Annotated in this window: 21 protein-coding genes; 9 read left to right on the plus strand and 12 right to left on the minus strand. The window is 29.5% G+C overall.

Translation table 11 applies throughout. The annotated features are described in order from the left end of the window. Nucleotides 1-10: 10 nt before the first annotated feature. A complete protein-coding gene (locus FBFL15_RS04730) occupies nucleotides 11-235 on the minus strand; it encodes a DUF4834 domain-containing protein (protein WP_223302289.1) in 225 nt (74 codons plus the stop codon). Between the two features lie 154 nt (nucleotides 236-389). On the opposite strand from FBFL15_RS04730, the gene FBFL15_RS04735 reads away from it, so the two are divergent. Genes FBFL15_RS04735 through FBFL15_RS04745 form a run of 3 tightly spaced genes read left to right on the plus strand, consistent with a single transcriptional unit; the run spans nucleotide 390 to nucleotide 3,010 of the window. Next, complete coding sequence (locus FBFL15_RS04735; protein WP_014083514.1) at nucleotides 390-1,379, plus strand: transporter; 990 nt, start codon at nucleotides 390-392, stop codon at nucleotides 1,377-1,379. Continuing rightward, nucleotides 1,376-2,494 carry a hypothetical protein gene (locus FBFL15_RS04740; protein ID WP_014083515.1) on the plus strand — a complete coding sequence of 373 codons (1,119 nt, stop codon included), beginning with the start codon at nucleotides 1,376-1,378 and terminating at the stop codon, nucleotides 2,492-2,494. Before FBFL15_RS04735 ends, FBFL15_RS04740 begins: the two co-directional genes overlap by 4 nt. A 9-nt stretch (nucleotides 2,495-2,503) precedes the next feature. Further along, nucleotides 2,504-3,010, plus strand: a complete 507-nt coding sequence (locus FBFL15_RS04745; RefSeq protein ID WP_014083516.1) for a GNAT family N-acetyltransferase — start codon at nucleotides 2,504-2,506, stop codon at nucleotides 3,008-3,010. A 1-nt stretch (nucleotide 3,011) separates the two neighbouring features. On the opposite strand, the gene FBFL15_RS04750 is transcribed toward FBFL15_RS04745, so the two are convergent. From FBFL15_RS04750 to porX, 5 genes are read right to left on the minus strand one after another with little or no spacing between them, the layout of a single operon-like run. Further along, entirely contained in the window at nucleotides 3,012-3,395 is a 384-nt protein-coding gene (locus FBFL15_RS04750) for a DUF4258 domain-containing protein (RefSeq protein ID WP_014083517.1), read from the minus strand. Between the two features lie 41 nt (nucleotides 3,396-3,436). After that, complete coding sequence (locus tag FBFL15_RS04755; RefSeq protein ID WP_014083518.1) at nucleotides 3,437-4,636, minus strand: alanine dehydrogenase; 1,200 nt, start codon at nucleotides 4,634-4,636, stop codon at nucleotides 3,437-3,439. A gap of 4 nt (nucleotides 4,637-4,640) precedes the next feature. Next, nucleotides 4,641-5,111, minus strand: a complete 471-nt coding sequence (locus FBFL15_RS04760) for a GNAT family N-acetyltransferase (protein ID WP_014083519.1) — start codon at nucleotides 5,109-5,111, stop codon at nucleotides 4,641-4,643. Beyond that, the gene (gene tsaE, locus FBFL15_RS04765; RefSeq protein WP_014083520.1) at nucleotides 5,108-5,515 is read right to left on the minus strand and encodes a tRNA (adenosine(37)-N6)-threonylcarbamoyltransferase complex ATPase subunit type 1 TsaE; all 408 of its coding nucleotides are present in this window, start codon (nucleotides 5,513-5,515) and stop codon (nucleotides 5,108-5,110) included. Before tsaE ends, FBFL15_RS04760 begins: the two co-directional genes overlap by 4 nt. Nucleotides 5,516-5,517: 2 nt before the next feature. Further along, nucleotides 5,518-7,071, minus strand: a complete 1,554-nt coding sequence (gene porX / locus FBFL15_RS04770; RefSeq protein WP_014083521.1) for a T9SS response regulator signal transducer PorX — start codon at nucleotides 7,069-7,071, stop codon at nucleotides 5,518-5,520. Between the two features lie 190 nt (nucleotides 7,072-7,261). Here porX and FBFL15_RS04775 point away from each other — a divergent pair, with 190 nt between their 5' ends. Further along, nucleotides 7,262-8,146 (plus strand): hypothetical protein, encoded by an 885-nt coding sequence (locus tag FBFL15_RS04775; RefSeq protein WP_014083522.1) that lies wholly within the window; start codon nucleotides 7,262-7,264, stop codon nucleotides 8,144-8,146. A gap of 50 nt (nucleotides 8,147-8,196) precedes the next feature. Here the strand turns inward: FBFL15_RS04775 and hutI are convergent, their stop codons facing one another. Then, nucleotides 8,197-9,432, minus strand: a complete 1,236-nt coding sequence (hutI, locus tag FBFL15_RS04780) for an imidazolonepropionase (RefSeq protein WP_014083523.1) — start codon at nucleotides 9,430-9,432, stop codon at nucleotides 8,197-8,199. A gap of 362 nt (nucleotides 9,433-9,794) precedes the next feature. Between hutI and corA the strand changes: the two genes are divergently transcribed. After that, nucleotides 9,795-10,865, plus strand: a complete 1,071-nt coding sequence (corA, locus tag FBFL15_RS04785) for a magnesium/cobalt transporter CorA (RefSeq protein WP_014083524.1) — start codon at nucleotides 9,795-9,797, stop codon at nucleotides 10,863-10,865. A 152-nt stretch (nucleotides 10,866-11,017) separates the two neighbouring features. Then, nucleotides 11,018-11,185, plus strand: coding sequence for a hypothetical protein (locus FBFL15_RS16610; protein WP_014083525.1), 168 nt, complete (start codon nucleotides 11,018-11,020; stop codon nucleotides 11,183-11,185). Nucleotides 11,186-11,255: 70 nt separating this feature from the next. On the opposite strand, the gene FBFL15_RS04795 is transcribed toward FBFL15_RS16610, so the two are convergent. Both FBFL15_RS04795 and arsC read right to left on the minus strand, forming a co-directional pair. Continuing rightward, nucleotides 11,256-13,709 (minus strand): TonB-dependent receptor, encoded by a 2,454-nt coding sequence (locus FBFL15_RS04795; protein ID WP_014083526.1) that lies wholly within the window; start codon nucleotides 13,707-13,709, stop codon nucleotides 11,256-11,258. A gap of 110 nt (nucleotides 13,710-13,819) precedes the next feature. Continuing rightward, the gene (arsC, locus tag FBFL15_RS04800; protein WP_014083527.1) at nucleotides 13,820-14,161 is read right to left on the minus strand and encodes an arsenate reductase (glutaredoxin); all 342 of its coding nucleotides are present in this window, start codon (nucleotides 14,159-14,161) and stop codon (nucleotides 13,820-13,822) included. 67 nt (nucleotides 14,162-14,228) lie between these two features. Between arsC and FBFL15_RS04805 the strand changes: the two genes are divergently transcribed. From FBFL15_RS04805 to FBFL15_RS04815, 3 genes are all read left to right on the plus strand, one after another. Continuing rightward, complete coding sequence (locus tag FBFL15_RS04805) at nucleotides 14,229-15,146, plus strand: CPBP family intramembrane glutamic endopeptidase (protein ID WP_014083528.1); 918 nt, start codon at nucleotides 14,229-14,231, stop codon at nucleotides 15,144-15,146. A gap of 21 nt (nucleotides 15,147-15,167) precedes the next feature. Beyond that, nucleotides 15,168-16,205, plus strand: coding sequence for an AMP-binding protein (locus FBFL15_RS04810; protein WP_014083529.1), 1,038 nt, complete (start codon nucleotides 15,168-15,170; stop codon nucleotides 16,203-16,205). An 85-nt stretch (nucleotides 16,206-16,290) separates the two neighbouring features. Continuing rightward, a complete protein-coding gene (locus FBFL15_RS04815; protein ID WP_014083530.1) occupies nucleotides 16,291-17,037 on the plus strand; it encodes a hypothetical protein in 747 nt (248 codons plus the stop codon). 1,270 nt (nucleotides 17,038-18,307) lie between these two features. On the opposite strand, the gene FBFL15_RS04825 is transcribed toward FBFL15_RS04815, so the two are convergent. From FBFL15_RS04825 to FBFL15_RS04835, 3 genes are all read right to left on the minus strand, one after another. Continuing rightward, nucleotides 18,308-19,120 (minus strand): hypothetical protein, encoded by an 813-nt coding sequence (locus FBFL15_RS04825; RefSeq protein ID WP_014083532.1) that lies wholly within the window; start codon nucleotides 19,118-19,120, stop codon nucleotides 18,308-18,310. 595 nt (nucleotides 19,121-19,715) lie between these two features. Further along, nucleotides 19,716-22,010 carry a PIN domain-containing protein gene (locus FBFL15_RS04830; RefSeq protein ID WP_014083533.1) on the minus strand — a complete coding sequence of 765 codons (2,295 nt, stop codon included), beginning with the start codon at nucleotides 22,008-22,010 and terminating at the stop codon, nucleotides 19,716-19,718. A gap of 2 nt (nucleotides 22,011-22,012) precedes the next feature. Then, nucleotides 22,013-26,530: a sacsin N-terminal ATP-binding-like domain-containing protein gene (locus FBFL15_RS04835; RefSeq protein WP_014083534.1), complete on the minus strand. Its 4,518-nt coding sequence runs from the start codon at nucleotides 26,528-26,530 to the stop codon at nucleotides 22,013-22,015. Nucleotides 26,531-26,538: the final 8 nt, after the last annotated feature.

A 26,538-nucleotide genomic window follows, 5' to 3' on the forward strand; every position in this document is an offset into this window, starting at 1 on the left:
ACTGTGTAGTTTAATCGATTTCTTCAAAATCGATGTATTCACCTACTTGTTTATTGGTTTTTTCTTGGTTAGGTTTACTTTTTTTTGTTACGTCTTGTTCTTGTTCGTAAGTTTTTTGATACTGCTGTTGAAAATTTTGCTGTGCTTTTTCAACAACTTTTTTTACAACTATTGGAAAAAATAATCTTGCAATAAATTTAATAGCATAATAAAATACTATAATTTCTATGACCATTTTTATGAATCCATTAAAAGAGGCTGTTTGCATATTTATTAATAAATTATTCGACAAATTTAATAAATTGTTGTATAAAATTATATTTTTTTGGGTTAAAATAATAATAAAAATAAGTACTTTTGGGCTTCATTTTCAATATAAATTAAAAAATATGACTAGATTTCGTTTATTATTATTGATAACAGCTTTTTTATCAGCTAGTTATGGTTTTTCTCAATATACAGACGTCATCAATTCAAACCGGCCAGGAGAATCGATGTCGGCTTTTGCAGTTGGAAAAGATGTCATTCAAACAGAACTGGGAGCTTATTTAATACAAGAAAAACATGATTTGTTGCTTTCAGAATTAAATGGTTTTGGAACAGATGTTGCTTTACGATATGGTTTTTTGTATGATCAATTAGAATTAATAGGTAATTTACAATATCAAAAAGGGCTTTATAGTAATTTATTAGAAGAAAAAAACATTGAGGGTTTCAAAAAATTTACATTTGGTGCCAAGTATTTGATGTATGATCCTAATAGAAATTATAAACCTAAAGTCAATATTTATAGTTGGAAAGCCAATCATAAGTTTAATTGGCATTATTTAATCCCAGCTGTTTCTGTATATGCTGGAGCTAATTTTAGTGGTAACAGTCCATTTAATTATAGTATAGAGCCTAAAATAAGCCCAAAAGTAATGTTAATATCTCAAAATAATTTTCCTGGCAGTCATGTTTTTGTTTGCAATATTTTTGTAGATAAAATTGCTACAGAAAACCCACTTACTGGATATGTGGTTACTTATACCAAAGGAATTGGAAGCGATTGGTCTGTTTTTCTTGAAAACAAAGGCGTTCAAAGTAAGTACTATTCAGATTCGATATTGACGGTGGGCGGTGCTTTTTTATTGAATTTTAATACACAGGTAGATATTTCTATAAGTAAAAATTTTAAAAACACTCCAGATATTTTGTATGGCGGTGTTGGTTTTTCTTGGAGATTTGATGCCAATTACAAGGATACTTTAGACAGAGTGCCTGAAGATGAACGTATTGCAAAACAAAAAGCCAAAGTAGCAAAAGAGAAAAAACGTTTGGAAAAAGAAGCTAAAAAGAACAGTAAAGGTAAAAGTGGTATAAAAAAAGAGAAAAAATGATTACAATAGTAGAAGCCTTGTCTAAAAAAGAAATGACAGATTACGTCAAATTTCCTTTCAAACTGTATCAAAATAATCCCTATTGGGTACCACCAATAATTGCTGATGAATTGGAAACGTTTGATAAAACTAAAAACCCTGTTTTTGAAAATGCAGAAGCATATTTTTATCTAGCTTATCAAAACAATCAAATAGTTGGGAGAATTGCCGCCATCATCAATTGGGAAGAAGTCCATAACCAACAAAAACGGAAAGTCCGATTTGGCTGGTTTGATGTTATAGACGATATTGAAGTAACTAAAGTGCTATTAAATAAAGTATATGAGCTAGGAAAAAAACATCAATTAGAATATGTTGAAGGGCCTATGGGTTTTTCAAATTTAGACAAAGTAGGGGTTTTAACAGAAGGGTTTGATGAAATAGGCACCATGATTACTTGGTATAACTATCCTTATTATGCTACTCATTTTGAACAATTAGGATTTGTAATGGAGAAAGAATATTTAGAAAATAAATTTCCATTTGTAAATGTTAAATTAGAATATTTTGATAAAGCACAAGAATTAATTAAAAAAAGATACGGATTAAAAGCGTTGAACTTTAAAAAAACAAAAGATGTTTTACCTTATGTTGATCAAATGTTTGATTTGTTTAATAAATCATACGCAAGTTTATCATCTTTTGTAGCTATTTCAGATATTCAGAAAGAATATTTTAAGAAAAAATATATAAGTTTTATCAATCCTGAATATATAAAATTTGTTGCAGATTCACATGGTCAATTAGTAGCTTTTGCCATTGTAATGCCTAGTTTTTCTAAAGCATTACAGAAAGCCAAAGGCAAATTGTTGCCTTTTGGTTTTTTACATTTATTAAATGCAAGAAATAATAGTAAAGATGTTACTTTTTATTTGATTGGGGTTCATCCTGAATATCAGAATAAAGGTGTTCATGCTATTATTTTTAAAGAATACCATACTACTTTTACCGAAAAAAATATTCAAAATTGTATAAGAACACCAGAATTAGCAGATAATACAGCAATACATTTGCTTTGGAAAAATTTTGATCCTAAAATTGTTTGCAGAAGAAAAACGTATAGAAAAAACCTTTAAAAACGACACATGAAAATACTAAATGCCAATGCAAACGACCTACAACTTATTTTTCAATTTTATGATTTTGCTGTAGCTTATCAGAAACAAATTTTTAACAAACATTGGCAAGGTTTTGACGTTGATATGATTCAAAATGAAATCAACGAATCGAGAATTTTTAAAATTATTGAAAATGATTCCACTATTTGTATATTTTCAATCACTTATAATGATGCAGAAATTTGGGACGAAAAAGATGATATACCCTCAATATACTTACACAGAATTGTAACACATCCCGAACATCATGGCAAACATTTAGTAAAATTGATTACAAATTGGGCTATAAATCGGGCAAAAGAAAATAATATTTCTTGCGTTCGATTAGATACTTGGGGAGATAATGACAAATTAAATGCATATTATCAAAAGTGCGGCTACAAATTGATAGGTTACAAAGAAATAAACGCAAATTCTAGCCTACCAAAACATTACGACGCAGTGGTTTTGAGCTTGCTAGAAATTGTAATTTAATTTATTTGATTACAATATCTTTTAATAAAGCCTTTTGTTCGTAATTAATTACTTTTAATGTAATTTTTTTATGATCATTTGTTTCTCCGTTAATAAAGTACACTTTGCCTCCGTCTTCAGGTTTTTTGCTAATTTCAAAATCAATATCTCCATCGGTTAATATTTTTTTAATATCAGTAGTGTCTATCCATTTTTGAGCTATTTTTTGAGTAGCTATATCTGAATAATGAAAAGATTTTGTACGAATATTTTTTAAAACCCTTGCGTTTGGCAAATAGGCAAATTCCATATTTTTGGCACCTGAATAGTCAATTACAAATTTTAAAAAAAAGCCACCAACTAATAATCCTAATAAATAGTAGGCCAAACGATGTGTAAATTTCATGTTGTTTTGATTAATTTTTTTGCAAAATTACGTTTTTATATTTAAAAAACAATCAAATTGATGTCGCTATTTGATAAACCAAACCAATCACCAATGGTTTTATTAGTAAGAATTCCATAGTAAGAATACACACCGTTTTTCAAATCTTTATTACGTCTAATAGAAGATTCAATACCGCCATCTTCGGCAATTTGTAATAAATAAGGTGTTATAATGTTGCTTAATGATAATGTGGCCGTTTTAGCATATCGTGATGGTATATTGGGAACACAATAATGTATGACATTTTGATGCGAAAATATAGGATTTTCATGCGATGTAACTTTTGATGTTTCAAAACATCCGCCTGTATCAATACTTACATCCACAATTACAGAGCCTTTTTTCATGTGTTCTACCATAGTCGTGCTCACCACAACGGGGCACCTATCCTTGCCTCGCATGGCACCAATTGCCACATCACATCGTCTTAAAGCTTTTAGTAAACTTTTTTGTTGAATAGTAGATGTAAATATATTTTGGTTAATATTATTTTGCAAACGCCTAAGTTTTGTAATGGAATTATCAAAAACCTTTACTGTTGCACCCAGCCCGATGGCTGTTTTGGCAGCAAATTCTCCTACTGTACCCGCACCTAAAATGACTACATCTGTTGGTGGCACGCCAGTAATGTTACCAAAAAGTAAACTTTTACCTATCTGTTTGTCTATCATTAGTTCTGAAGCTATCAAAATAGAAGCCGTACCAGCAATTTCGCTTAAAGATTTTATTACAGGATATGAGCCTGTTTCGTCTTTAATAAATTCATAAGCTAAAGCTGTAATTTTTTTATTTGATAATGCTTGAAAATAACTTTTATCTTGTGTTTTTAATTGAATTGTAGATAAAATAAATGATTTTTCATTCATCATATTGATTTCTTCAATGGTTGCGGGTGCAATTTTTAATACAATTGGACAACTAAATATTTTTTGTGTTTGATGGGTAATTTCTGCACCAGCTTCGCTGTATTCTTTGTCAGAATAATTTGAATGTTCCCCTGCTCCTGATTCTATCAAAATTTGATGCCCATTGTTAACCAATGAGTTTACTGCATCTGGAGTAAGGCAAATCCTTTTTTCTTGTTTGCTAGATTCTTTTGGAATACCAATAAATAAATTGGATTTGGATTTAAAAATTTCTAATTTCTCTTCTTGAGGGATTAATTGTGCCTTTGTAAAAGGAGAATTTATTGTAGTCATAAATTTATATTATTTTCATCATTTTTATATCAGCTCTTTCATATACGCCACTTTCTAGTGGAATTTCTTCAAATCCAAATTTTTCGTATAAGTGAATGGCTGGTTTTAAACTTCTGTTTGAATACAATATTAATGATTTGAAATTTTGTTGCTTTGCAAAATCTACGGCAAACGTCATCATTAATTGTCCAATACCTAAACCTTGAGTGCCTTCTTTTACAGCCATTTTGCTTAATTCATACTCATGTTGGCAAATATATAATAATGAAAAAGTACCTACAATTTCTTCGTCTTTTGCAGCATAAAAAATATATCCACCTGTATTGATAATAGTTTCCGTTGGATTAGATAATACTATTTCGTCTTTTGGTTCTATACGAAAATATTTATTTAACCACTCATAGTTTAGCGTTTTGATATGTGTTTTTAACGCTTCTGTATATGGAATTATTTTGATATTGGTATTCGTTTTCATTGTATGTTTAATATTCTTTTGGTTTGATCTAATGTTTTTATGGTTATAACAGTATGATTTTCAGGGATAAGGGATGCTATTTTTTCTGACCATTCTATAAAACACCAATTGTTACTATATAAATAATCTTCAATTCCCATATCTAATGCTTCTGTTTCAGATTTAAGTCTATAAAAATCAAAATGAAAAATGGTTTCCCCTCTATTACTTATATATTCATTTACAATTGAAAATGTAGGGCTACTTGTGCTATCATTTACTCCTAAAGCTTTACATATTTGTGCTATTAAGGTAGTTTTTCCGACTCCCATTGGGCCTTCAAATAGCACTATTTTTTGTAAATTGAAAGTTAAAATTTTTTGAGCAACGCTTTCAATTTCTTCCAATTGAAAAGTAATTTCCATAGTTATTTTGGATTAAAAATTAAAAAAGGAACAATCATTTCTTCTAAAGAAATTCCTCCATGTTGGTAAGTATTTCTGTAATAACTAGCATAATGATTGTAGTTATTTACATAAGCTAAAAATAAATCATTTTTGGCAAAAATATAAGAACTGCTCATATTTATGGCGGGTAATCCTATTTTTTTTGGATCTTTTACAGCATAAACGTCTTTGTCTTCATAAGTCAAACTACGCCCTGTTTTGTATCTCAAATTCAAACTCGTGTTTTTGTCGCCAATTACTTTTGAAGGATTTTTTACATTAATAGTACCATGGTCTGTCGTGATAATGAGTTTAAAACCAAGACGTTGTGCTTGTTGGATAACCTCTAATAATGGCGAATTTTGAAACCAACTTTTAGTAAGCGATCGATAGGCTTTATCATCGGAAGCTAATTCTTTTACTACTTCCATTTCTGTTTTAGCATGCGATAGCATATCTACAAAATTGTAAACAATAGTTACTAAATCATTGTTTTTGAGCGTTTTAAAATTTTCTACTAATTTTTTTCCACTTGCTAAATTGGTTATTTTATAATAATCATGTTTGATATGCAAACCTAATCTTTTCAAATGAGCAGACAAAAATGCTTCCTCAAACAAATTTTTACCTCCATCGTCCACATCATTTTTCCAATATTGTGGATGCTGCTTTTCCATTTCAAGAGGGGTTAAGCCCGAAAAAATAGCGTTTCTTGCATATTGGGTTGCGGTTGGCAATATGGCATAATACGGAATTTCCTTTTCGATTTTGTAATATTGTTGTACAATATTTTCAAAACTTTTCCATTGATCATACCTTAAATTATCAATAACAACAAACAAAATAGGCTTGTCTTTTTTGACAATTTCAGGTATCACTAATTGTTTAAAAAGGTCGTGCGATTGTATTGGTTTATCTGTTTTGGGCAAAAACCATTGTTCATAATTTTTTTCGATAAATTTACCAAATTGAAAATTAGCCTCTACTTTTTGCGATTCCAAAATTTCAAACATACTGTTATCATTGATGTTTTCTAGTTCTAACTCCCAGAACAACAGTTTTTTATATAATTCAATCCAATCCTGATACGTGTTTACCATGGACATATCCATAGCAATTTTACGAAATTCTTTTTGATAATCCAATGATGTTTTTTCCGAAATTAATCGGGTGTGGTCTAAATTTTTTTTCAAACTCAACAATATTTGGTTCGGATTGACTGGTTTTATAAGGTAATCTGCAATTTTAGAACCAATAGCCTCTTCCATTATCATCTCTTCCTCACTTTTTGTAATCATTATAATCGGAATTGTGGAATTTTTTTCTTTAATTTCTTGTAAAGTTTCCAATCCACTCATGCCAGGCATATTTTCGTCCAAAAATACTATATCAAAATTGCCATCTTCAAATACATCAATGGCATCTCTGCCGTTATTACACGTTGTAACAGCGTAATTTTTCTTTTCTAAAAATAAAATATGAGGTTTGAGTAAGTCAATTTCATCATCAACCCATAAAATTTTGATGTTTTCCATTTAAAATAAAATTTGGGTGCAATTTAATCTTTAAAAAACAAAAAATGATTAAAATATCGATAAATTTATTTTTTTGTGGTTTTAAATAGGGTTTTTTGGGTAAACATATTCCATACAATTTTTATTAATAAATAGCGTTTCATTTTTATGTTTCAAATAATTTATATAATTTTACGAAAAATTAAAAACTATGAATTCCCAACAAAACAACTCCAAATTAAAAGCCATTGTATTGGTTTTAGCTCTTTGCCTTTTGGCTAGTTTAGCTTATATTTATAAATTGACGTCCGAAGCTAAAGTTACACAGAATACAATTACAACCATTACAGACGAAAAAGGCAAAGTTTTAGACGAATTGGCCGCTTTGAAAACAACTTATGACGAAGCCATTGCCAAAAACACCTCGCTTTCTGACGAATTGATTGCAGAAAGGGATAAAGTAGTAAGACTTATAGAGGAAGTAAAAAAATCTAAAGGCGATGTAGCTGCTTTGTCTGGTTTTAAACAAAAATTTACCGAATTGCAATCAAAAATGAAAGGATTGTTAATGCAAGTTGATCAATTAAAATCTGAAAATGCCTCTTTAGTATCCCAACGAGACAGTACCATTACTGTTTTGGGCGAAACAAAAAAATACAACGAAGTGTTGATTGGTCAAAACGAAGATTTGTCTAAAACCATTGAGAAAGGTGCCAAATTGAGTGTTTTGAATTTAAAAACGGCGGCTTACAAATTAAGAAGCTCTGGTAAACAAATTGAAACTGCAAAAGCCAGAAAAGCTGATATTTTGAAAATAAGTTTTACCATTGCCGAAAATGCCATTGCAAAATCTGGTGATAAAACCTATTATGTTCAAGTAATTGATAGTAAAAACAATGTTATTGGCGAAAAGAAAACGGTAACATTTGATGATAAAACATTGACTTATAGTTTTTTAAGTAATGTAAAATACGAAAATAAAACCGTACAAGTTTCACAAGATTTAGCTGGAGAAAATTTTGAAAAAGGGACTTATTTTGTTAATATTTTTGATAAAAATGAATTGGTTTCTAATTCGAGTTTTACTTTAGAATAAATTTATAAAAGGAACATGATTAAGGGAAATCCAATGTGGGTTTCCCTTTTTTATTGCTGGATACCATTGATAAAAACACTCTCAACTATTTGACTTCCAAATGAATAGGGTATTTCATAAAACGAATGTAGCGGTTTTGTAATTATCAAATTGGCTTTTTTTCCAATGGTTATACTTCCGTGTGTAGTAGAAATTCCCATGGCATAAGCCCCATTTATTGTTGCAGCATTGATAGCCTCTTCGGGGGTCATTTGCATTTTTATACAGGCCGTTGCTACAACAAAATTCATATTGCCCGAGGGGCATGAGCCTGGATTATAATCTGTGGCAAGTGCCAATGGCAAACCTGATGCAATAATTTTTCGAGCTGGAGTATATGGAATGCTTAAAAAATACGAACAAGCTGGTAATGCAACAGGCATGGTGTTAGAATTTTGAAGAAATTGTATGTCTTCGTCCGAAATAATTTCTAAATGATCAACAGATAGGGCTTGGTTTTCTACAGCCATGGCAACCCCACCTATAATGTTGAATTGATTGACGTGAATTTTTGGAAGCAATCCATTTTCTTTTCCTGCTTTTATGATTCGATCCGATTCTTCGACAGAAAAATAATTTTTTTCGCAAAAAACATCAATAAAATCAGCTATTTTTAAAGCCCCAATTTTGGGTATCATCTCATTTACAATCAAATCAATATATTCTTTATGATTGTTTTTATAAATTGCAGGAAACGCATGTGCTCCTAAAAAAGTTGCTTTTATAGCAATAGGGTAATTTTTTTTTAATTTTTGTATTACATTTAGCATTTTTATTTCAGAAATTGTACTTAAACCATATCCCGATTTGATTTCGATGGCTCCTGTTCCCATTTGGATTACCTCCTCTAATCGAGTTTTACTTTCGTCATACAATTGCTCTTCTGTAATTTCGGATATTTTTTTTGCAGAATTCAATATACCACCGCCTTTTTCGGCTATGGCTTCATAAGTCAATCCGTTGATTCTATCTACAAATTCTTGTTCTCTGTTGCCGGCATATACAATATGGCTGTGGCTGTCGCACCAAGTGGGCAACACAATTTTATTTGTTACATCTATTTTATGGTCAAAATGACTTTTGGGCAGTTGGGCCATTATGCCATAATCAACAATCAAATCATTTTCAATAATTAGATAGGCGTTAGACAATTTGGGCAATTCCTGCATGTCTTTTCCTGCTACTTTAACCACATTGGGTTCTCTTATTTGTAATAAATCTTTGATGTTGTATAATAATGTTTTCATATAGCAATATTTGTTGTAAATATAATATTGTTTTGGAGTTTAGGAATCGATTTTATATTTAAAAAATATTATTTTTTAAGTAAGTTAAGGATTGTTAAAATTGTATTTTGTCGATAATAAAATGTTTTATATCGTTTTTTTTATATTTTATAGTTTGAAAAAAACAATGTTTTGATAGATTCATTCTATGTTTGCAGTGTCAAAATAACAAAATAATAATCAAAAAGTATATCCTTTTTTCGATATAAAAATTTAAAGTTTGGGTGTTTTTTATAAAGAAACTATTGAGATGCAATTCTTAATAGTTTTTTTTTGTTTATGCAAGTAATTGCATTAATTTTGTTATTCTAAAAAATACATACTTGAGAAAAATTCGATATAAAAAAGGACAAAAAGTGCAACCTTCTATTTATGAATATACAGGTTTGCATAAAGATATAGATACGAAAATGCAACTTTTTGTATATAATGATTTGAATTTATATGAAATAGATGCTATACAAATTTTGGATTTTGATAGCCATTTGAATCTTTCACAGGTCAATTGGTTGAATATCCATGGATTAAATGATGTTGGTAAAATACAAGCAATAGGTCAGTATTTTAATATAGACAGTTTTATGGTTGGGGATATTTTAAATACTGTTAAACGAACCAAATTAGATGAATACCACGACACCCTTTTTTTTAGTATCAAATCGATTACACCAATAGAAAATTCTGAAAACATCAATGTTGAACAAATTAGTTTTTTATTAAAAAATGGTATTTTAGTATCATTTCAAGAAAAAAAGAGCGATTTTTTTACACATATTCGAGAGCGAATCCGTACTCATTCTGGTATTGTACGCTCCAAAAAAGAAGATTATTTGCTGTATTTATTGCTAGATGCTATTATGGAAAATTTCTATATTACTATTGAAAATGAAGAACTTAAAGTAGAAAATTTGATCAATTTAACCAAGAAAAGTGTAGCACCATCTATTTTGGAACAAATAGAAAAACACCGAGATAATTTTAATTTTTTGAAACGATCAATCATTCCCTTACGGGATTCGTTATACTCTATCAAAAGTATGAAAGACGACAAATTTTTTAATAATATTGCACACGAAAACTATAGTTTTTTTGATAGGCTGCATCAAAAATGTTTGGAATTATTAGAACAAATCGATTATGATATGACAACCCTAGAGGCGGCATCAAATTTTTATTTTTCGGCACAAAGCCACAAAATGAACGAAGTAATGAAAACGCTAACAGTTGTTTCGGTTATTTTTATGCCATTAACTTTTATTGTGGGCATATATGGTATGAATTTTAAGTATATGCCTGAATTGGATTATAAATTTGGATATTATACGATAGTTGCCGTCATGTTTATTATAGCATTTTTGATGGTCATTTATTTTAAATGGAAAAAATGGTTTTGAAAATGATGATTTCTTAACAAAAAACAGTTTTCGTACCTTATTTTACTAAAAAGGCCTTGTTTAGTTAAATAATTAAAAATAGATGTTCTAAAAATTGTCTATTCTAATAATTAAAACTACTTTTGTGCTTGAATCATAAAATTCCGGAAAAAATGTTTGATTTCTCACAGTATCTTGGTTTTTTACTTTTCTTAACCGTCCTAACTATGGGATTTTGGTTGATGTTCTTTTTAGTAGGTTTCGTACAATATTGGCTTTTTGGAGCTATTCGTGAACTATTAAAAGAAAGAAAAGCTAAAAAAGAATTAGAACAAGCTTAAAAAGTGTTGTTTTAATAGCAATAAAAAAGGAACCCCATCATTGGAGTTCCTTTTTTTATGAAGTAATTTTTTAAAAATCACCACCACCCATTTCTTCAGATCTTGCAGGTTTTTCTCTTTCGGTTTTTTTCTTGTTAAAACGATAAGAAAAAGTAAGGTTAATTTGTCTAACCCGGCGTTGCATTTCACTGTAGGAATTCAATGTTGGTAAATTAAACTGTCTGTACATTTTTGCAGTATTAAATAAGTCACTCACATTTAATGAAAGGGTTGCTTTGTCTTTTAAAATATCTTTGCTAAAAGCAAGATTCACCATATACATAGCCAAACTTTTTCCTTGGGCAGTGTTTTGTGGTGCCATGTAATTGCCATTTGCTTGAAAATCAATTTTATACGGTAAAGTAATTCTGGATGAAATTCTAGCAAACCAGCTTTCCGCATTTCTATCTACGGTGCTGGTGATTAGTTCATTTGTAGATAATAAATTATAAGAAAAACTTCCTTTTATTTGACTTTTAAATAAGTTGAAATTTCCGTTTAACTTCCACCATTTGAACGGGTTATAATTGATGTTACATTCTAAACCATATCTTATTTCTTGATCTAAATTGACGGGTGTAGATACTAAAACAGCAGTGCCATCAATAATTATTCCATTGGGTCTTCGGATAAATTGCATTGCATTTTGAGTGTTGTTAAAGTAAATTGAACTGGTAATAGTTATTTTTTTCCATTTGGTTAATAATCCTAAATCAAAAGCATCTGTAAATGACGGGTTGATGTCTGGATTTCCTTGAAACAAATTGATGTTGCTAGTATAACCAGAAAAAGGAGCAATAAATCTACCTCGTGGTCGTGCAAGTCGCTTGCTGTAATTCAACGATAAATGGGTAGTTTCAGTTATTTGATAATTTAAAAAGGCACTTGGAAACCAGTTTTCGTATAGTTTTTGTTTCGTTTCATTTTCAAGACGAAATTCAATATTAGAATTTTCATATCTTATACCAAATAAATATGAAAATTTGTTTATTTTTGATCCAAATTGCAAATAGAAAGCATTAATTTTTTCACTATAGGTAAAGGTATTAGTAAATAATAAATTGGGTGTATATTGTCCAAAAACATCATAACTTCCCACTTTGTATTGGTTTGTCATTTGATTGAAATCTCCTTTGTAACCCGCTTCTAATTGACTGTTTTTTTGTATCGGCAACACGTAATCCGACTGTATTAAACTTCTGTTTTGGGTTTGATAATTAGTAGTTTCATCTTTTGTAGCTTCATTTTCTAAACCTACAATAGCATCTTGTATAACAGAGTCATCATTATTCTTACTTTTTGAAAACGTGCCATCTACGGTAAGTTTGTGCCCGTCTTTTTTGAATTTTTTAGTAAAATTACTGTTGTATTCTACGTCGCTATTGTTTGATATTTGTTCATTAAATCGGATTCTTTCATAGTTTCCGCTTGTTTCATAATTATAATAATGAACCATTTCTGGACTTAATCCATTGTTTTGTCTTGCTGTTACTGCGTTTGTCCACGTCAATGTTTTAGACAAGTACCAATCCATACCAAAATTATAATTATAACCACTTCTTTCTCGTTCTCTTTTGCTTCTTTCGTTTAAAGTTTTTTGAAAAGTACCATCCGAATTTAAATATTCAGAATCGGTAAGCCCTTTTCCGTATGTATAATTATCGTTATAACCTATTGTTGTAAAAAAATTAAATTCTTTACTTTTATAATTGACATTGCCCATCAAGCCATTATTTTTTGGATTGCCAATAGTTGCTGTGATTACACCATTTAAACCATTATTTTTGCCTTTTTTCAAGATAATGTTTAATATACCTGCGCCCCCTTCTGCATCATATCGAGCAGATGGATTGGTAACTACTTCTACTTTATCAATAGCGTCTGCGGCAATGTTTTTTAAGGCATCAGTAATATTTACTGCGTTAGATGGTCTTCCGTCTATCAAAACCCTTACGTTTTCGTTACCTCTTAAGCTTACATTTCCGTCAGAATCTACTGTAACAGATGGTACATTACCCAAAACATCGCTTGCATTTCCGCCCTTTACCATCATGTCCTGCCCAACGTTATATACTTTTTTATCTAATTTAATTTCTACAGTTGATTTTTCGGCTCTTACCACAACTTCATTCAACTGCGATGGGTTTTCGGCTATTTTGATTACTCCTAAATTTGTTGCCGATAACAATTCTTTGGACTTGATTTCTATTGGCTTAAATGAAATAAATTCTATTTTAATATCATATATACCAGGAAAAATTTCAACACCAAAATCGCCTGTTGCATTGGCAATTCCTCCAAAAATCATTTTATTGTTTTTGGTATTGATCAAAGTAACGGTTGCATATTCTAATGGTTGATTACTTGTTTTTTCTACAATTTTTCCTGTAATGCTTATTTTATTACCAGCTGGTCTGCCTTGAGCATAACCGACAATTTGTAGTAAGGATACAATGGACAGACATAAGAACTGAATCTTCTTCATGTTTTTTGTTTTTTTTATTTAGATTATTTATATCGTGTAACTTTGGACTTTAAATTGGCAATAAAGTTTAATCGGAATTCAAATTAAATTGTCAAAATGACGCAATGAAGTTATAAAATGTTGTTTATCAATTCCAAAGGCCGTGCAATAACAGCTTTATCGCCATTAACAACTATAGGCCTTTCAATCAATACTGGATTTTCTACCATCAAGACGATCAATTCGTCATGAGTATAGGTGTTGTTTTTATATTTTTCTATCCAAATTTTTTCTTTTGTTCTTATCAATTCCATGGGTGTTATCGAAAGTTTGCTGATAATTGTTTTTAATTCTTTAAAATTGGGTATTTCTTCTAAGTAATTAATTACTTTTATTGATTTATTTGATTTTTCTAAAAAAAGAAGACATTCTCTCGACTTGCTACATCGAGAATTATGGTATATTTGTATCATAAAATAATATTTAAAAATGCAAATGTAAGTCATTTCTAAATTTAACCATCAAAAAAATCACATAATTATGTTTATAGAACAGGGTGTTCATGCTCAAAATCCCTTTTGGAAGTATATTTTAGGATCTGTTGTAGTTATTCTTTTTTCCTTAATTGGACAAGTACCTTTTTATTTGGCAATTACTTGGTCTTGTATGCGTCAAAATTTGAATTTCCCAACAGATGAAGCGTCTGTAATGACATTTTTAGATTCTAATGTAACCTTATTTTTAATGTTACTTTCTTTTTTGATAGCCATAGTTGGCTTGTATATTGTAGTAAGTAAAATGCACCAACAAGCTTTCAAAACCATCATGACTGCCCGACCAAAATTAGATTGGAATCGGATTGTATTTTCATTTACAATTTGGGCCGTTTTCACAATAATAGTTACAATATCAGATTATTATTTGAACCCAAGTCATTATGTTTTACAATTTAAATGGATGCCATTTTTAATATTATTTTTTATAGCCCTTGTTTTTATCCCCATTCAAACAACATGTGAAGAGCTGGTTTTTAGAGGCTATTTGATGCAAGGCTTTGCCAATTTACATCCATATAAATGGTTTCCACTAATAATGACATCCTTACTATTTGGAAGTTTACATTTATACAATCCGGAAATTCAAAAAATGGGTTATGTTCTGATTTTATACTATATAGGAACTGGTTTTTTATTAGGAATCATTGCTTTGATGGACGACGGCATAGAACTTTCAATAGGATTTCATGCTGCTAATAATCTTATTACAGCCCTACTTGTAACTTCAGACTGGACTGTTTTTCAGACCAATTCCATATTTAAAGACATTTCAGAACCCGAAATGAGTTTTCAAATATTTTTTCCTTTGATAGTTGTTTATCCAATTTTAATTTATATTTTTAGTCGAAAATACCATTGGAACAATTGGAAGGAACGATTGTTTGGAGCAATTAAACCATAAAAAACAAAAAACGATATAATTATGAGTACAATTAGTTATCAAAAAGTACATAATCAATTCAAAATGAATGGGTTTCATTTTGATAGAGACAGTATGCTTCGTGTGGCATATTGTTTAATAAAAGAAGGAGCTGATTACGAAAAACCAGTCGGAAATTTTTTCTTAGATTGGTTTGACGAAAAATCCTATTTAGAAATCCCAACTTCAGGTTCAACTGGGCCATCAAAAACAGTACGGATTGAAAAGCAAGCTATGGTAAATTCTGCACTTGCGACAGGCGATTTTTTTGGATTAAAACCAGGCGACCGTGCATTGCATTGTTTGCCAGTGAAATATATAGCCGGAAAAATGATGTTTGTGAGAGCTTTTATTTTAGGTCTCGACATCGATTTTGTAGCACCAAGTGCTCATCCATTAGAAAATAATACTACAAAATATGATTTTGCCGCTATGGTACCAATGCAAGCACAAAACTCATTGGATGCGTTAAAAAACATCAAAAAATTGATTGTAGGCGGCGCAAAAGTAAGCGACAAACTGGAACATGAATTATCAAAATTGCCTTATCAAGTGTATATTACCTTTGGAATGACAGAGACAATTACACATATAGCTGCCAAAAAAGTTGGCGAAAAATGGTTTACTACATTGCCCAATGTAAAAATTGGAATAGACGACAGGCAGTGTTTAACGATTGATGCCAGCAAAATTTCTGATGAAAAAATCATTACAAATGATATTGTAGAAATTCAAAACGACAATCAATTTCATTTTATTGGGCGTTTAGATAATGTTGTAAATAGTGGTGGAATTAAATTAATTCCTGAACAAATAGAAAAAAAGTTAGACCCTTATTTCAATAAAAGATTTTTTGTTGCTGGACTAGCAGACGAAAATTTAGGCGAAAAACTCGTTTTAGTAATTGAAGGTTTGTTTTTTGAAATAGATCCCACAATTTTTGACGTTTTGGATAAATATGAAAAGCCGAAAGACATCATTTTTAAAGAAAAATTTAATGAAACTTTAACGGGCAAAGTCATAAGAAATGATTTTTTTTAAATATTTTTGCAGCCTTAAAAGTGAATTATTTTAATTTAATTAGTGCTGAAAAGCACACGAAATGTCCCTAAATAAAATCAGAATTATGAAAAAAATTATTTGTACATTGTTGTTTTCAACTATTGGTTTTGCACAATCAGGATTAGTAAAACCTGATGCCATCAAAAATGAACCTGCTCCAGCGTTTAATATCGAAGAGCATTATGCAAATGTTTATAAAATTGCAAGCTCATTGGGCGATATCGACCAGCAAATAGGAGCTTTAATCAACGTATATGCTGCTTCTCAAAAAGACGAATCTCTTTTAGGTTTGAGTGAATTATACATCAATAAAAAAAACTATGTATCAGCATTGATTTGTGTTAATTCTGTTAAAGATTCTACCACATCTTCTGTTAAAAATGTAAAAGCTTGGACCTATAAATTAGGTGGAAATATTCCTAAATCTACCAAATATTTTAAAGAATTAATGGCTACTGATAAAGACAAAATAAACCAAAATGCTTTTCAAGTGGCGGTAAATGATTTTGAAGGCAATCTGTTGGCAGATGCTAAAAAAATAATTGCAGAATATAAAGCCAAAACAAAAACAGACGACATGGTAAATACAACGGATAGAGTGTCTTTTTATAATGTAAAATTAACTGCAGCATGGGAAAATTTGGAAGGATTAATTTTGTTAGCAGAATCCAGTGCGGATGCTAATAAAATGAAGGAAAAAAAAGATAAAATTGTGGCCTATTTTGATAAAGCAATTGCATTAGATCCAAAATTTCAATTGGCCATTGACAATAAAACGACATTCTTGAAATTATTTGAACCCAAAAAATAATTAACAATACCTAAAAAACTACTTCAATCTCGAGGTAGTTTTTTTTTATATAATCTGTTTTTTTGAAGGTGTGTTTATATTATAAATGTAAATTTTACCTTATGTTTTGTTGTGCTGGTCTCGTTTTTTGATGAGTTCAATATTCTAATACCAAATAGTTGATTTGATGTTCAAAATGGCTGGATTGTTGTATCTAGGCATTACATACAAATAATACCAAATATATTTTAAAATAGTCCAAAGATGCGTAGTTATTTTTTAGAAAAAATTTTCAAAAAAAATCGTTGCATAGCTGGGCTACTGAACTATTTTTTTGGATAATTTTAGCAAAAAAGAACCAATAGATTGGACTATTTTATATGTATATTTGGTATAACTATTTGGGTTCAAATGCAATGTCAAATTTTTGTAAAATATCAAAATATTCTTCATTGAAAATGCTAAACACTGAACCCGTAATCTCGCAAAACGCTTGTTATGCCTTTGTTTTTTATTGATAGAAAGGCAGTTATAAATTATTATAGCTGCCTTTCACTAACCTCTAATCAACACTACATTATAACATTTGTTTTTTATTTATAAATTGAAATATCAATGTATAAATAAAATATAACCAAGTGATTACACTTATTGCAAGGAATAAATTTCCAATAAATCTATTTCCATCTAATTTAGCAAGAACTCCAATAATAGTTGATAACAATGTTATAACTAAAATTATTTTTGTGCTTTTTTTCATATATATTTAGTTAAGGATTAACCGTGAATTTGAAGAACCTAGCCAAGAGCCACGAGAATCTAAATGAATAACATGTATTAGATCATTGGATTTTCGAATTAATTTTATTCTATTTATTTTGAATCCGTATGGTAAAAGTTTTTCAGCTACAATAGTCTCAATAGACTTTTTAGCATTACTTACTCTTCTTTTTCTATGGGGTTATAATATTTTAAATCTTCCCAATTCATTTTTATGATTGTGTTGTGAGAGGCTTGCTGATAACTTTAGTCTGTAAAAAACCATCGCCGAATATTTTTCAAAAATAATATAAAACTATGAAATAAAATAGCATTTATTTACAAATTTTTCAAAAAAAAAAGAGGCACTAAATCCTCTCGAAATGCTAACAAAAACCTTTTCGATAAACTCATAAGGAACGTGAAAGGAATTGGTTTAACTCATGCCTTTTTATTTTTTATGGGTATTCGTTGATGAAAATTTATTGTTCTGCTTACAGGTGCAAGGAAATGCTAACTGTTGTGTACAGTTCTATTTTTTCTCATCAAGTTTTCGTTTTAATTCTTCAATTAATCTGTCTTTTTCTTCAATTACTGCCATTAATTCTTTTTCTTTGTCTTCAAACATTGCGTTCACTGTTCTCCACGCTTCCTGTTCTGTTTCAATTTTTTTGCGTTCTTCGGGATTGGTTCCTGCAAAATGTAAAAGATCTGTCGTAACTTTTATTTCTTCGATGTTTAAATCGTGTTTAAATTCTTTTGTGATTTTTTTATCGTCAATAAAATGTCGTTGTTCAAAAACACTCAATAGTTTATCTAATTTTGTAGCGTAATTATTGGTAATTCTATCTACTTGAACTATAAAACTATCGTGGGTTAATTTTTCGATAAAATCACTTTTTTTATTAATAATAGTATTGTTTATCAAGTCTTTATAGTTTCTTTCCACCTTTAAACAAGCACTTTCTATCTCAGGAAGTTTAAATCCTAAAATATAAATTGTTGTTATGGGCAAAATGGTCTTTTTATTATCTAAACGGTCTTCTTTCTTGTGTTGTTCTGCTAAATAATTTCTGAATCGCATTAAATCTATTTGATTTTTTGCTTTTTGAATTTCGATTAATATTTTCTTTTGTTCTCCTGTTTCTGTCTTAATTGTCGCGATAAAATCAAGTCTAAAAACGGCTAAACCAGCAAGTTCATCGGTATAAGTAAACTCTTGTGGTTTTACCTCAATTGTTTCTATAGTTTGGTTCAAAAGTGTTCCAATAAAAAATTTGGCAACTCTATCGTTTTCCATCATTTTTTTAAATACTACATCGTAAATTGGATTAGCTATAATCATTATTTTAATCTTAAATATTTGTCAGCAAAAATACAAATTAATTTTTCAAATTCCTATATTTGAATTAGGTATGAGGTTGGGTCGTATTGCACACAACGTCAGTCTGTGAAAAAAATTTTGTTAAATAATTTCAAAAATAGTAAAAACATTGAAATACAATAGTTTTTTTTACCCAAACCCACCTCAAAACATCGTTTTACAGCCCATATTTTTTGGCAACAAAATAATGCTGCTTAAAAATAACCCTTTCGCAAATGGCTTCTATTACATTCAAAAACCAGCGTTTTTTTGGTTTTTTGGATTATAAACAGGGTTTTTTCACAGCCTGACGTTTTATGGCTTGCAGAAGTTGGCGATTTCGGAGCACAAAACTGTCTGCCAGCACTGAACATGACACGATGCACAATGCTTCATTAAATAACTGAACCGCCAATTTCTTGTAGGTGCTATTATGCCTTCGCCCTTCTTTTTCTGTCGTGTTTGGTCTAGTTATTTCGTATCTGTTTTGGAGCGTGGGTTTGGTGGCTCTTTTGAAATTTTAAGCTTTAGCGTGGGCTTGTGCGAAATTGCAAATGTGCCACCAAATGCGTTGACATTAGTATTTTAATTGTTTCAAAAATTCTTTTAGTGTTATTGTCGTTATGTTTAGTCCTTTGGCTTTTATTTGTAAACCATTGTCAGAAGTCAGCATAATTGGATTTTCTATTTTGTATTTTAATGCAACAGATAGAATAAAATTGTCTGGTGATTTTTTGTTAAAATCGTTTGGAAGCAAAGACAAATCTGCCGTATCCATTTTAATTCCACGTTTGTCTATACTCTCGTTAATTTGTCTCAATGCTTTTTGAACATTTTTCTTTTGTTCTTCTGTTAATGAAATTTTCAAGTAGTCCAACTCGTCAATAACTTTTGCAGAAAGCACAATACTGTATTTTAGGTCAATTTTAGAAATAATATCAGGTAGGTCAACGAAAACATTCGTGTCAATGATGTAAATATTTTCTTTATCTTTTTTGATTTCCTTTTTTGACTTCTCAAACTGCGAGATGTCTATTTTACCAATAACCTTTAATCCCGATACTGTCGAGTTATCAAGTCCTTGAAAATTCAACTTGTTGTTTTCAATTAGAACATTTGAATGAGAAAGTAAATTTTTTGAAAGACTTAATGTGTCATATATTAGATCATTGTCAATTTGACATTTTGATATATATTCTGCTACAAGACCTTTATAGGGTGGAATGATTTTAAAAACTTCATCTATTAAAATAATTGTGCAATATCTTGCTCTGCTTGATGCAACATTAAAACGATTAACTTTAAACGAGAAAACTGGGTTACCATCTGAATAGGCAAAATAAAAGCAGAAATCAACGGTTAAGCCTTGAACACTGTCCACAGTGTTGATAATTATTTGATTCTGGGCTCCATTAAATTTAAAAAGCAAATTGTCACGTAAAAGTTTAACTCCCTTTTTTGTTGATGATAAAATTGCAATTTCAAATTTGGGGTTTAATTGCAAAAGGCTATTTATTTGAGCATAAAGAAAACCATATAATAAGTCTAATTTATTTGCATCATAGAAATATAAAGAGGAGCCACCATCTTTATTATATATTGAAGGAAGTTTTCTTAGTGAAGCATCACCTTTTTGAATCTCTGACTTTGATTTTAGACTGTTTTCATAGAATGTGTTTGTTTGAAAACAAGCATTTTCCGAAAATCTATAGGTGGTAGTTAACCTGAATTTTGGACAAGTTATGGTTGATGCGTAGTATGTAAAAGATTCTAGCATCAAGTCTATATCTTTAGAAATATTACTTGGATTGTCTTGATTTACAATTGGAGTGAGTTGTAATGGGTCACCGACTAATATTACCTTTTTTCCAAGAATCTTTGCTGCAGCAATAGTTCCTAAAAAACATTGGCTAGCTTCTTCTAAAATTACATAATCATAAATCGGCTTGGTTACATTTTCTACTGATATTCCCGTCATTTTGTAAAATGTGGTTAATAATATGTTGCCTTCAGCTGACTTAAAATTCTTTGGTATAGGCTTTAATTCTTTAACTTCTCTAGATTCTTCTAAGGTCAAATTGGACTTAAATAAAACTCCTTTTTTTGCATCACTAATTTCACAATACTTTTTTGCGAGTTCGATTAGCGATCTGTTCGCTAATGTTGCAACTAAAACTGATTTTTTTTCCTTCGTTAGTAATGTAAGAAGTCTAGAAATAAAGAATGTTTTCCCTGTCCCTGGAGGACCTTGAATTATTATTGATGCTTCATTGTGTAAATTCTCTTTATATTGTTTAATTAACTCAAGTGAATCTTCAATGTGAATCGGTTTAAAATTATCCAAATGAAAATTACCTAATATTATTTCGTTAGCCTTTTGGATTTGTAAATCATTTTTAGTTATATGAATCAAGTTAAAATAGTATTTCAACGGAGGATCAGAAATGCCAAATACAATTTTATCTCCCTTATTTAAAATATTTAAAAACTCTAAGTCAACACTATTAAATCCTATATTGTATTTGCCATTCAGCTCTTGATAATAAACTCCATAACATTCTGTGAAAGAGGCTACACAATTTTTTCTGTAAAAGCTGTATGTAAAATCTTTAAAGTTAGAAACAAGTATTTCTTGCGAATTGGGCTTAGTAGCTGTTAATAGTATTTTAGTTTTAGGTATTTTATCTTTAGGAAATGAAAAGACAACTTGATTTCTAAGTTCATCAATGTATTCAAAACAACCTACACATAACTCATCTTTATTGATTAAATCAATGCACTTAGAGTCAAGATATGCCTTATAATCAGAAAGTATCTTCTTGATTTCTTCTTCGTAAAACTTTATTTGGTCTTCTTTGGAAAGTTTTTTCATTATCAAAAATTATAGTCATCAAGGTTAATAAATTCTTTGTAATTCTGTGCTGCCTTAGTGTTTTTATTAACAATAAACACAAAATGCCATTTTCCCTTGTCATTTATGTTTTCTAAGGAATTATAATCTTCTAAACTATATTCAACAGGCAATCGTAAAATTCCAAACTTGTTTTGTGATTTTGTAAACTGAATTAGACTATCTTGAGTTTTGTAAATATCAATTTGATTATTAGTATATATCGCTAGATGAACATTGTTTTCATTCAATCTTTCCCAATGATATAAGTCTAGATACAATAAGCCATTTTGGGCTGAACGAACTAAAATTTCATCTGTACCTGCCTTCAAATAGCGATTTTCATCTGAAATTTCAGAAGACTTATAATTGTCTCTGATTTTCATTAATGTTTTTATTTTTGCTGTAATATTAGCATCTAATTGCTCATTAAGTTCATAATCACCTTTTATTATACCTCTAATGAAGTTTTCATCGTCTTTGTTAAGACTTGTCCAAAATGAATCTATTTTTTCTTGAATTGAAGTTTTATTGTCTTGGTTAGTATCTTCCATTTGATTATCATTGGTAAGGTTTTGGCTCAATAGAGGTGTTTCGATTTCATTAAACTTTATACTATTTGTATTTTCTAATTCTTTGGTAAGTGACGATATATCTTTAGCTATTTTGCTAGATTTATACTCTTCATAATTTATTTCTAAACTCGACAAATAATCAACTATCTGTTGATCATTCATGTTAAGCATAATCATTATTTCTTTTTCTAACCTTACAGCAGTTAATATCTTGCTTAAATGATAAGAAATATTCAAAATCACACTTGGATTTTTCCAACTTTCGGAAATCAGAAAATCACTATTGACTTCATCATAATAGTAAATTACTATTTTGCCTTCTATCTCTTCCAAATCGTATACAAATACAGGTCGAATGTTGTTGCACTTTATAAATTTTGTCTGGGATACTTTTAAAAATCTATCATATAATGACTTATCTAAATCATTTATTATCATTTTGTTTTTAAGCATTAAACAAATTGGACCGATTAACTTAAGAAGTTTTATTTTTAAATCAAAAAATTCCTTTTGGTCTATAGCCTGATAACTAAAATTGTTTATAAATTTAATGCCAAATGCATCAAGAAGTTCTTCGAATGCAAGTGTCTTTGTATCAACATTTTTAGGAATTAATATAGTCTCTATTCCATTTGTCGAATTTTCAAATCCTAAAATATTTATATAAAGTAAATTACTTGAGGAAATATTTTTTTTCGAGGCACTAATTATTGTATGATTGACCACCCATTTTTTAATTGTTTCTGTTGTATTCTCAGAATCAATATTTAATCTTAGAATTAGCTCGTTGTAAACCATACCAAGCCGCTTTTCATTATCTTTATCAATAAAACCATTAGTCTTTAATGACAATGATATTTTTTCAAGAATACTTAATAAATCATTTATTGAAAATTTGGTTTTTAGTTTTAAAATTAGACACCAGTCATCAGGAACAGTTGTATTTACATTTATAACAGGAAGGTAGTTTCCTGCTAACTCGATGTTATATTCTGAATTAGTAAACGTTTCTTTAGCTAATTTTAAACCAACTGTTGTTGGTATGCAGTTAACACTATCAAATTGCCAGAAGGCAAAACTTGGTATTTTAGTTAAATTATTTAATTGTTTACCCCAATTCATTTCATCTAAGGTTGATATTGTCAATCCCCCACCTAGATTATAAATTGTGTAATTTTTACCAGGACTATAATTGTGGGGAGAAATGCTAGAGTGATCCTTTGTAAAATGATATTTGTTAAATAGCCTTTCCCAATAAAGTTGTGCAAACTTGATGTTTTTAGTTTGCTCTATAAAAGAAAATGATTGTACAAAAAAAGAAACTGTTAATGTTGGTAAATTAGGATAAAAAACACCAATTAAATGAGGATATTTATGACCATCTTTTGCGAAAACATTACAACTTTTAACATACTCATCAGGTAATTCAGTTGAAAGTTTTTTAGCTGATTTTATAAATTCAATATCATCAGTAACATTTAATAATTTAAAAAATAGTCTGCATTCTTGCGAATTAGATATTGGCAGATATTCCTCTGATAAATATGGCTCGTTAGGAAGCACTTTACTAAAATCAGTAGTTGGATTATAGGCCAAAGAAAGAACAGATTGATTTGCCTTTTTAAATCCTTTGCTGGTTTTTAAAGGCAGTTCTTGTAAATTTAAATAATGAGTTTCGGTAAGTTTTTTCTCTTTATGAAGTTTAAAGATGAACTTTGTAACATCTAAATGATTTCCATTATTTATACACTTATCAATACGCCCTATTATCTCCTTTTCAAGATAAGCAATACTACCAGGATCAGTTACACCTAAGTTTTCTAACCATTCAAACAGCTTTTCATTTTGTTTTATACTTTCAAAGACTTCTTTGTGAATCAAGGTATTTTTAAATTCTTCCGTTTCAATATCAATAGGAAAACAAACTCTTTTAATATAATCAAGTTCACCATCTTGATTGATGATTAATGTATTATTGGTAATGGTTGTATACCATTCACCTGATGGGTCATTTAAATCAAGTGACCTTAAAAAATTAAGAATAGTACTATTGTTAGAAGTAGTAATAAAATTGCTGATGTGCTTAGATGAAAAGAATTCTTGTAACTGAATTTCCTTTAATTCATTGGTGTCTAATTTTCTTAATATTTTATTCTGTTCTGTTAGTGAAATTAGATTAGCACCCTTTAAATGAATTTCTTTCTGGGTTTCATTTAAAAAAGTAGCTACTATCTCTAAAAGTTGAGAATCAGTTTTAAATAAATCAAAAGGGTCAAGTACTATTTCTTTTAATTTACATAGATAATTGGTTTTATCTCTAATTATTGAAAATGTATCTAATCCAATTTTTAAACCTTCATTTATTTTTTTACAGAGATTATCTCTCTCACTAATAATTCCATTTCTAAATAATGAAAGGTAAGTTCCTTCAAAAGCTTTATTTATTACAAATTCTGAACAACATTCTACTGTCTTATATCCTATAACTTGAAATAGCCATTCGTTCCATTTTCTGTTTTTATGTATTTTTTCTCTACTGGCATCTAAAAGGAAATTGCAATTAACAATAAATGGAATATTATATTCTTTTTCAGTTGTTGGTAAATAGGAGTATAGTGGGCTATTGCCTTCCTCTAATAATTTAATCTCATCAAATTTTTCGTTTATGTTTATAGCAAAAGAAATTACAGTCTTTTCCATGCTCTGAATTTTCTTGGGCGTTTTGGGATCTGATTTTAATTCTTTTTGTATTTCTAATGGTATATTATGTATCCAATTTTTAACGTACCAATTTGATATATTTTCCTTGTTACTATGCAGTGTAACAATATTTCCAATTTCAGAATTCTTTTTTTTTCTTAATTCTAGTTTGTGACTATTAAATTTTAATTCTACTCTACTTATCCTTCTTAAAAATAATAAAAATTTTGCATCTCCAAAAAAGCTATTTATATTTTCATACAACTTTTTACTATCATCTATTTTTATAGCAGTTTTTACGGAAAATATTTTATTGTTTAAAATAAGATCCGTTTCATTATCATTTGCTGTTTCTGATAAAATTGGCATCATCTGCCATGGGCATTGAAATGTTACACCATTTTTTTCTTCCCAATCCCGTTTATTTCCCCATTTTGAATTCCATCCTTTTAATCTTGCATATTCTTTATCAAATCTAAATAAGGTATTTTCTGTTTTTACGTAAACAATCCCCTCTGGCTGACCGAAAACAGATTTAAACCCAATACCCTTATAACCTGTTTTTGTAGCATCGTTTGTTTTAGTTCCTAATCCTATACTACATAATCCTCTAATATCTCTGGAATTAAAAGGCGCACCATTATGAGATATAACAACATACTTGTCAAGTATATCTATTGATAGTTCTGAATCTTCATCTAAAGCTGCATCATCCGCATTTTGAATAAGTTCATATATAAATCTTTTATCTTCCGAATAAATATCGGTAGCTAATGATTCTACTGAATTTGCCAGATTTACTACTTGAAAGGGTGAATTAATATTAATATTTTCTAGAAATATTTCGTTGATCGTTTTTTCTAAAGCTGTATCAATATTGTCAGCTTTTACTTCAATACTTTTAAATTTTTGAACTATCAGAGAATAAGGATTCTTCTTTCTGTATTCGTCTTTCGATAGTTCTAATTCAACTTCATATTGTTTCCCATCTTCAAGCCCTTTTTTAAGTATCTGATAAATACTTATTCGCCTTTCATTGGTTGCTAAAGTATCTAAAGGATATTCAATAATTTCACCATTAAAACGAATATTTCTAAAGTATCCAAATGGTTTACTTCCTTCGCGAAGAGATACGTTTATAGGAACATGAAAATCAGCTTGAAAAACAAATTTATCTACTCCCCAAAACTGTTTTAATTTATTTATGGCTTCTTCACTTGAAATCATTACTTATT

Source organism: Flavobacterium branchiophilum FL-15 (assembly GCF_000253275.1).
Classification (GTDB): domain Bacteria; phylum Bacteroidota; class Bacteroidia; order Flavobacteriales; family Flavobacteriaceae; genus Flavobacterium; species Flavobacterium branchiophilum.

What these genes read in the sequence shown, in the direction of transcription:
- FBFL15_RS04730 (WP_223302289.1), bottom strand. Translation starts at nt 235, where the DNA reads ATGGTCATAGAAATTATAGTATTTTATTATGCTATTAAATTTATTGCA.
- FBFL15_RS04735 (WP_014083514.1), top strand. Translation starts at nt 390, where the DNA reads ATGACTAGATTTCGTTTATTATTATTGATAACAGCTTTTTTATCAGCT.
- FBFL15_RS04740 (WP_014083515.1), top strand. Translation starts at nt 1,376, where the DNA reads ATGATTACAATAGTAGAAGCCTTGTCTAAAAAAGAAATGACAGATTAC.
- FBFL15_RS04745 (WP_014083516.1), top strand. Translation starts at nt 2,504, where the DNA reads ATGAAAATACTAAATGCCAATGCAAACGACCTACAACTTATTTTTCAA.
- FBFL15_RS04750 (WP_014083517.1), bottom strand. Translation starts at nt 3,395, where the DNA reads ATGAAATTTACACATCGTTTGGCCTACTATTTATTAGGATTATTAGTT.
- FBFL15_RS04755 (WP_014083518.1), bottom strand. Translation starts at nt 4,636, where the DNA reads ATGACTACAATAAATTCTCCTTTTACAAAGGCACAATTAATCCCTCAA.
- FBFL15_RS04760 (WP_014083519.1), bottom strand. Translation starts at nt 5,111, where the DNA reads ATGAAAACGAATACCAATATCAAAATAATTCCATATACAGAAGCGTTA.
- tsaE (WP_014083520.1), bottom strand. Translation starts at nt 5,515, where the DNA reads ATGGAAATTACTTTTCAATTGGAAGAAATTGAAAGCGTTGCTCAAAAA.
- porX (WP_014083521.1), bottom strand. Translation starts at nt 7,071, where the DNA reads ATGGAAAACATCAAAATTTTATGGGTTGATGATGAAATTGACTTACTC.
- FBFL15_RS04775 (WP_014083522.1), top strand. Translation starts at nt 7,262, where the DNA reads ATGAATTCCCAACAAAACAACTCCAAATTAAAAGCCATTGTATTGGTT.
- hutI (WP_014083523.1), bottom strand. Translation starts at nt 9,432, where the DNA reads ATGAAAACATTATTATACAACATCAAAGATTTATTACAAATAAGAGAA.
- FBFL15_RS16610 (WP_014083525.1), top strand. Translation starts at nt 11,018, where the DNA reads ATGTTTGATTTCTCACAGTATCTTGGTTTTTTACTTTTCTTAACCGTC.
- FBFL15_RS04795 (WP_014083526.1), bottom strand. Translation starts at nt 13,709, where the DNA reads ATGAAGAAGATTCAGTTCTTATGTCTGTCCATTGTATCCTTACTACAA.
- arsC (WP_014083527.1), bottom strand. Translation starts at nt 14,161, where the DNA reads ATGATACAAATATACCATAATTCTCGATGTAGCAAGTCGAGAGAATGT.
- FBFL15_RS04805 (WP_014083528.1), top strand. Translation starts at nt 14,229, where the DNA reads ATGTTTATAGAACAGGGTGTTCATGCTCAAAATCCCTTTTGGAAGTAT.
- FBFL15_RS04810 (WP_014083529.1), top strand. Translation starts at nt 15,168, where the DNA reads ATGAGTACAATTAGTTATCAAAAAGTACATAATCAATTCAAAATGAAT.
- FBFL15_RS04815 (WP_014083530.1), top strand. Translation starts at nt 16,291, where the DNA reads ATGAAAAAAATTATTTGTACATTGTTGTTTTCAACTATTGGTTTTGCA.
- FBFL15_RS04825 (WP_014083532.1), bottom strand. Translation starts at nt 19,120, where the DNA reads ATGATTATAGCTAATCCAATTTACGATGTAGTATTTAAAAAAATGATG.
- FBFL15_RS04830 (WP_014083533.1), bottom strand. Translation starts at nt 22,010, where the DNA reads ATGAAAAAACTTTCCAAAGAAGACCAAATAAAGTTTTACGAAGAAGAA.
- FBFL15_RS04835 (WP_014083534.1), bottom strand. Translation starts at nt 26,530, where the DNA reads ATGATTTCAAGTGAAGAAGCCATAAATAAATTAAAACAGTTTTGGGGA.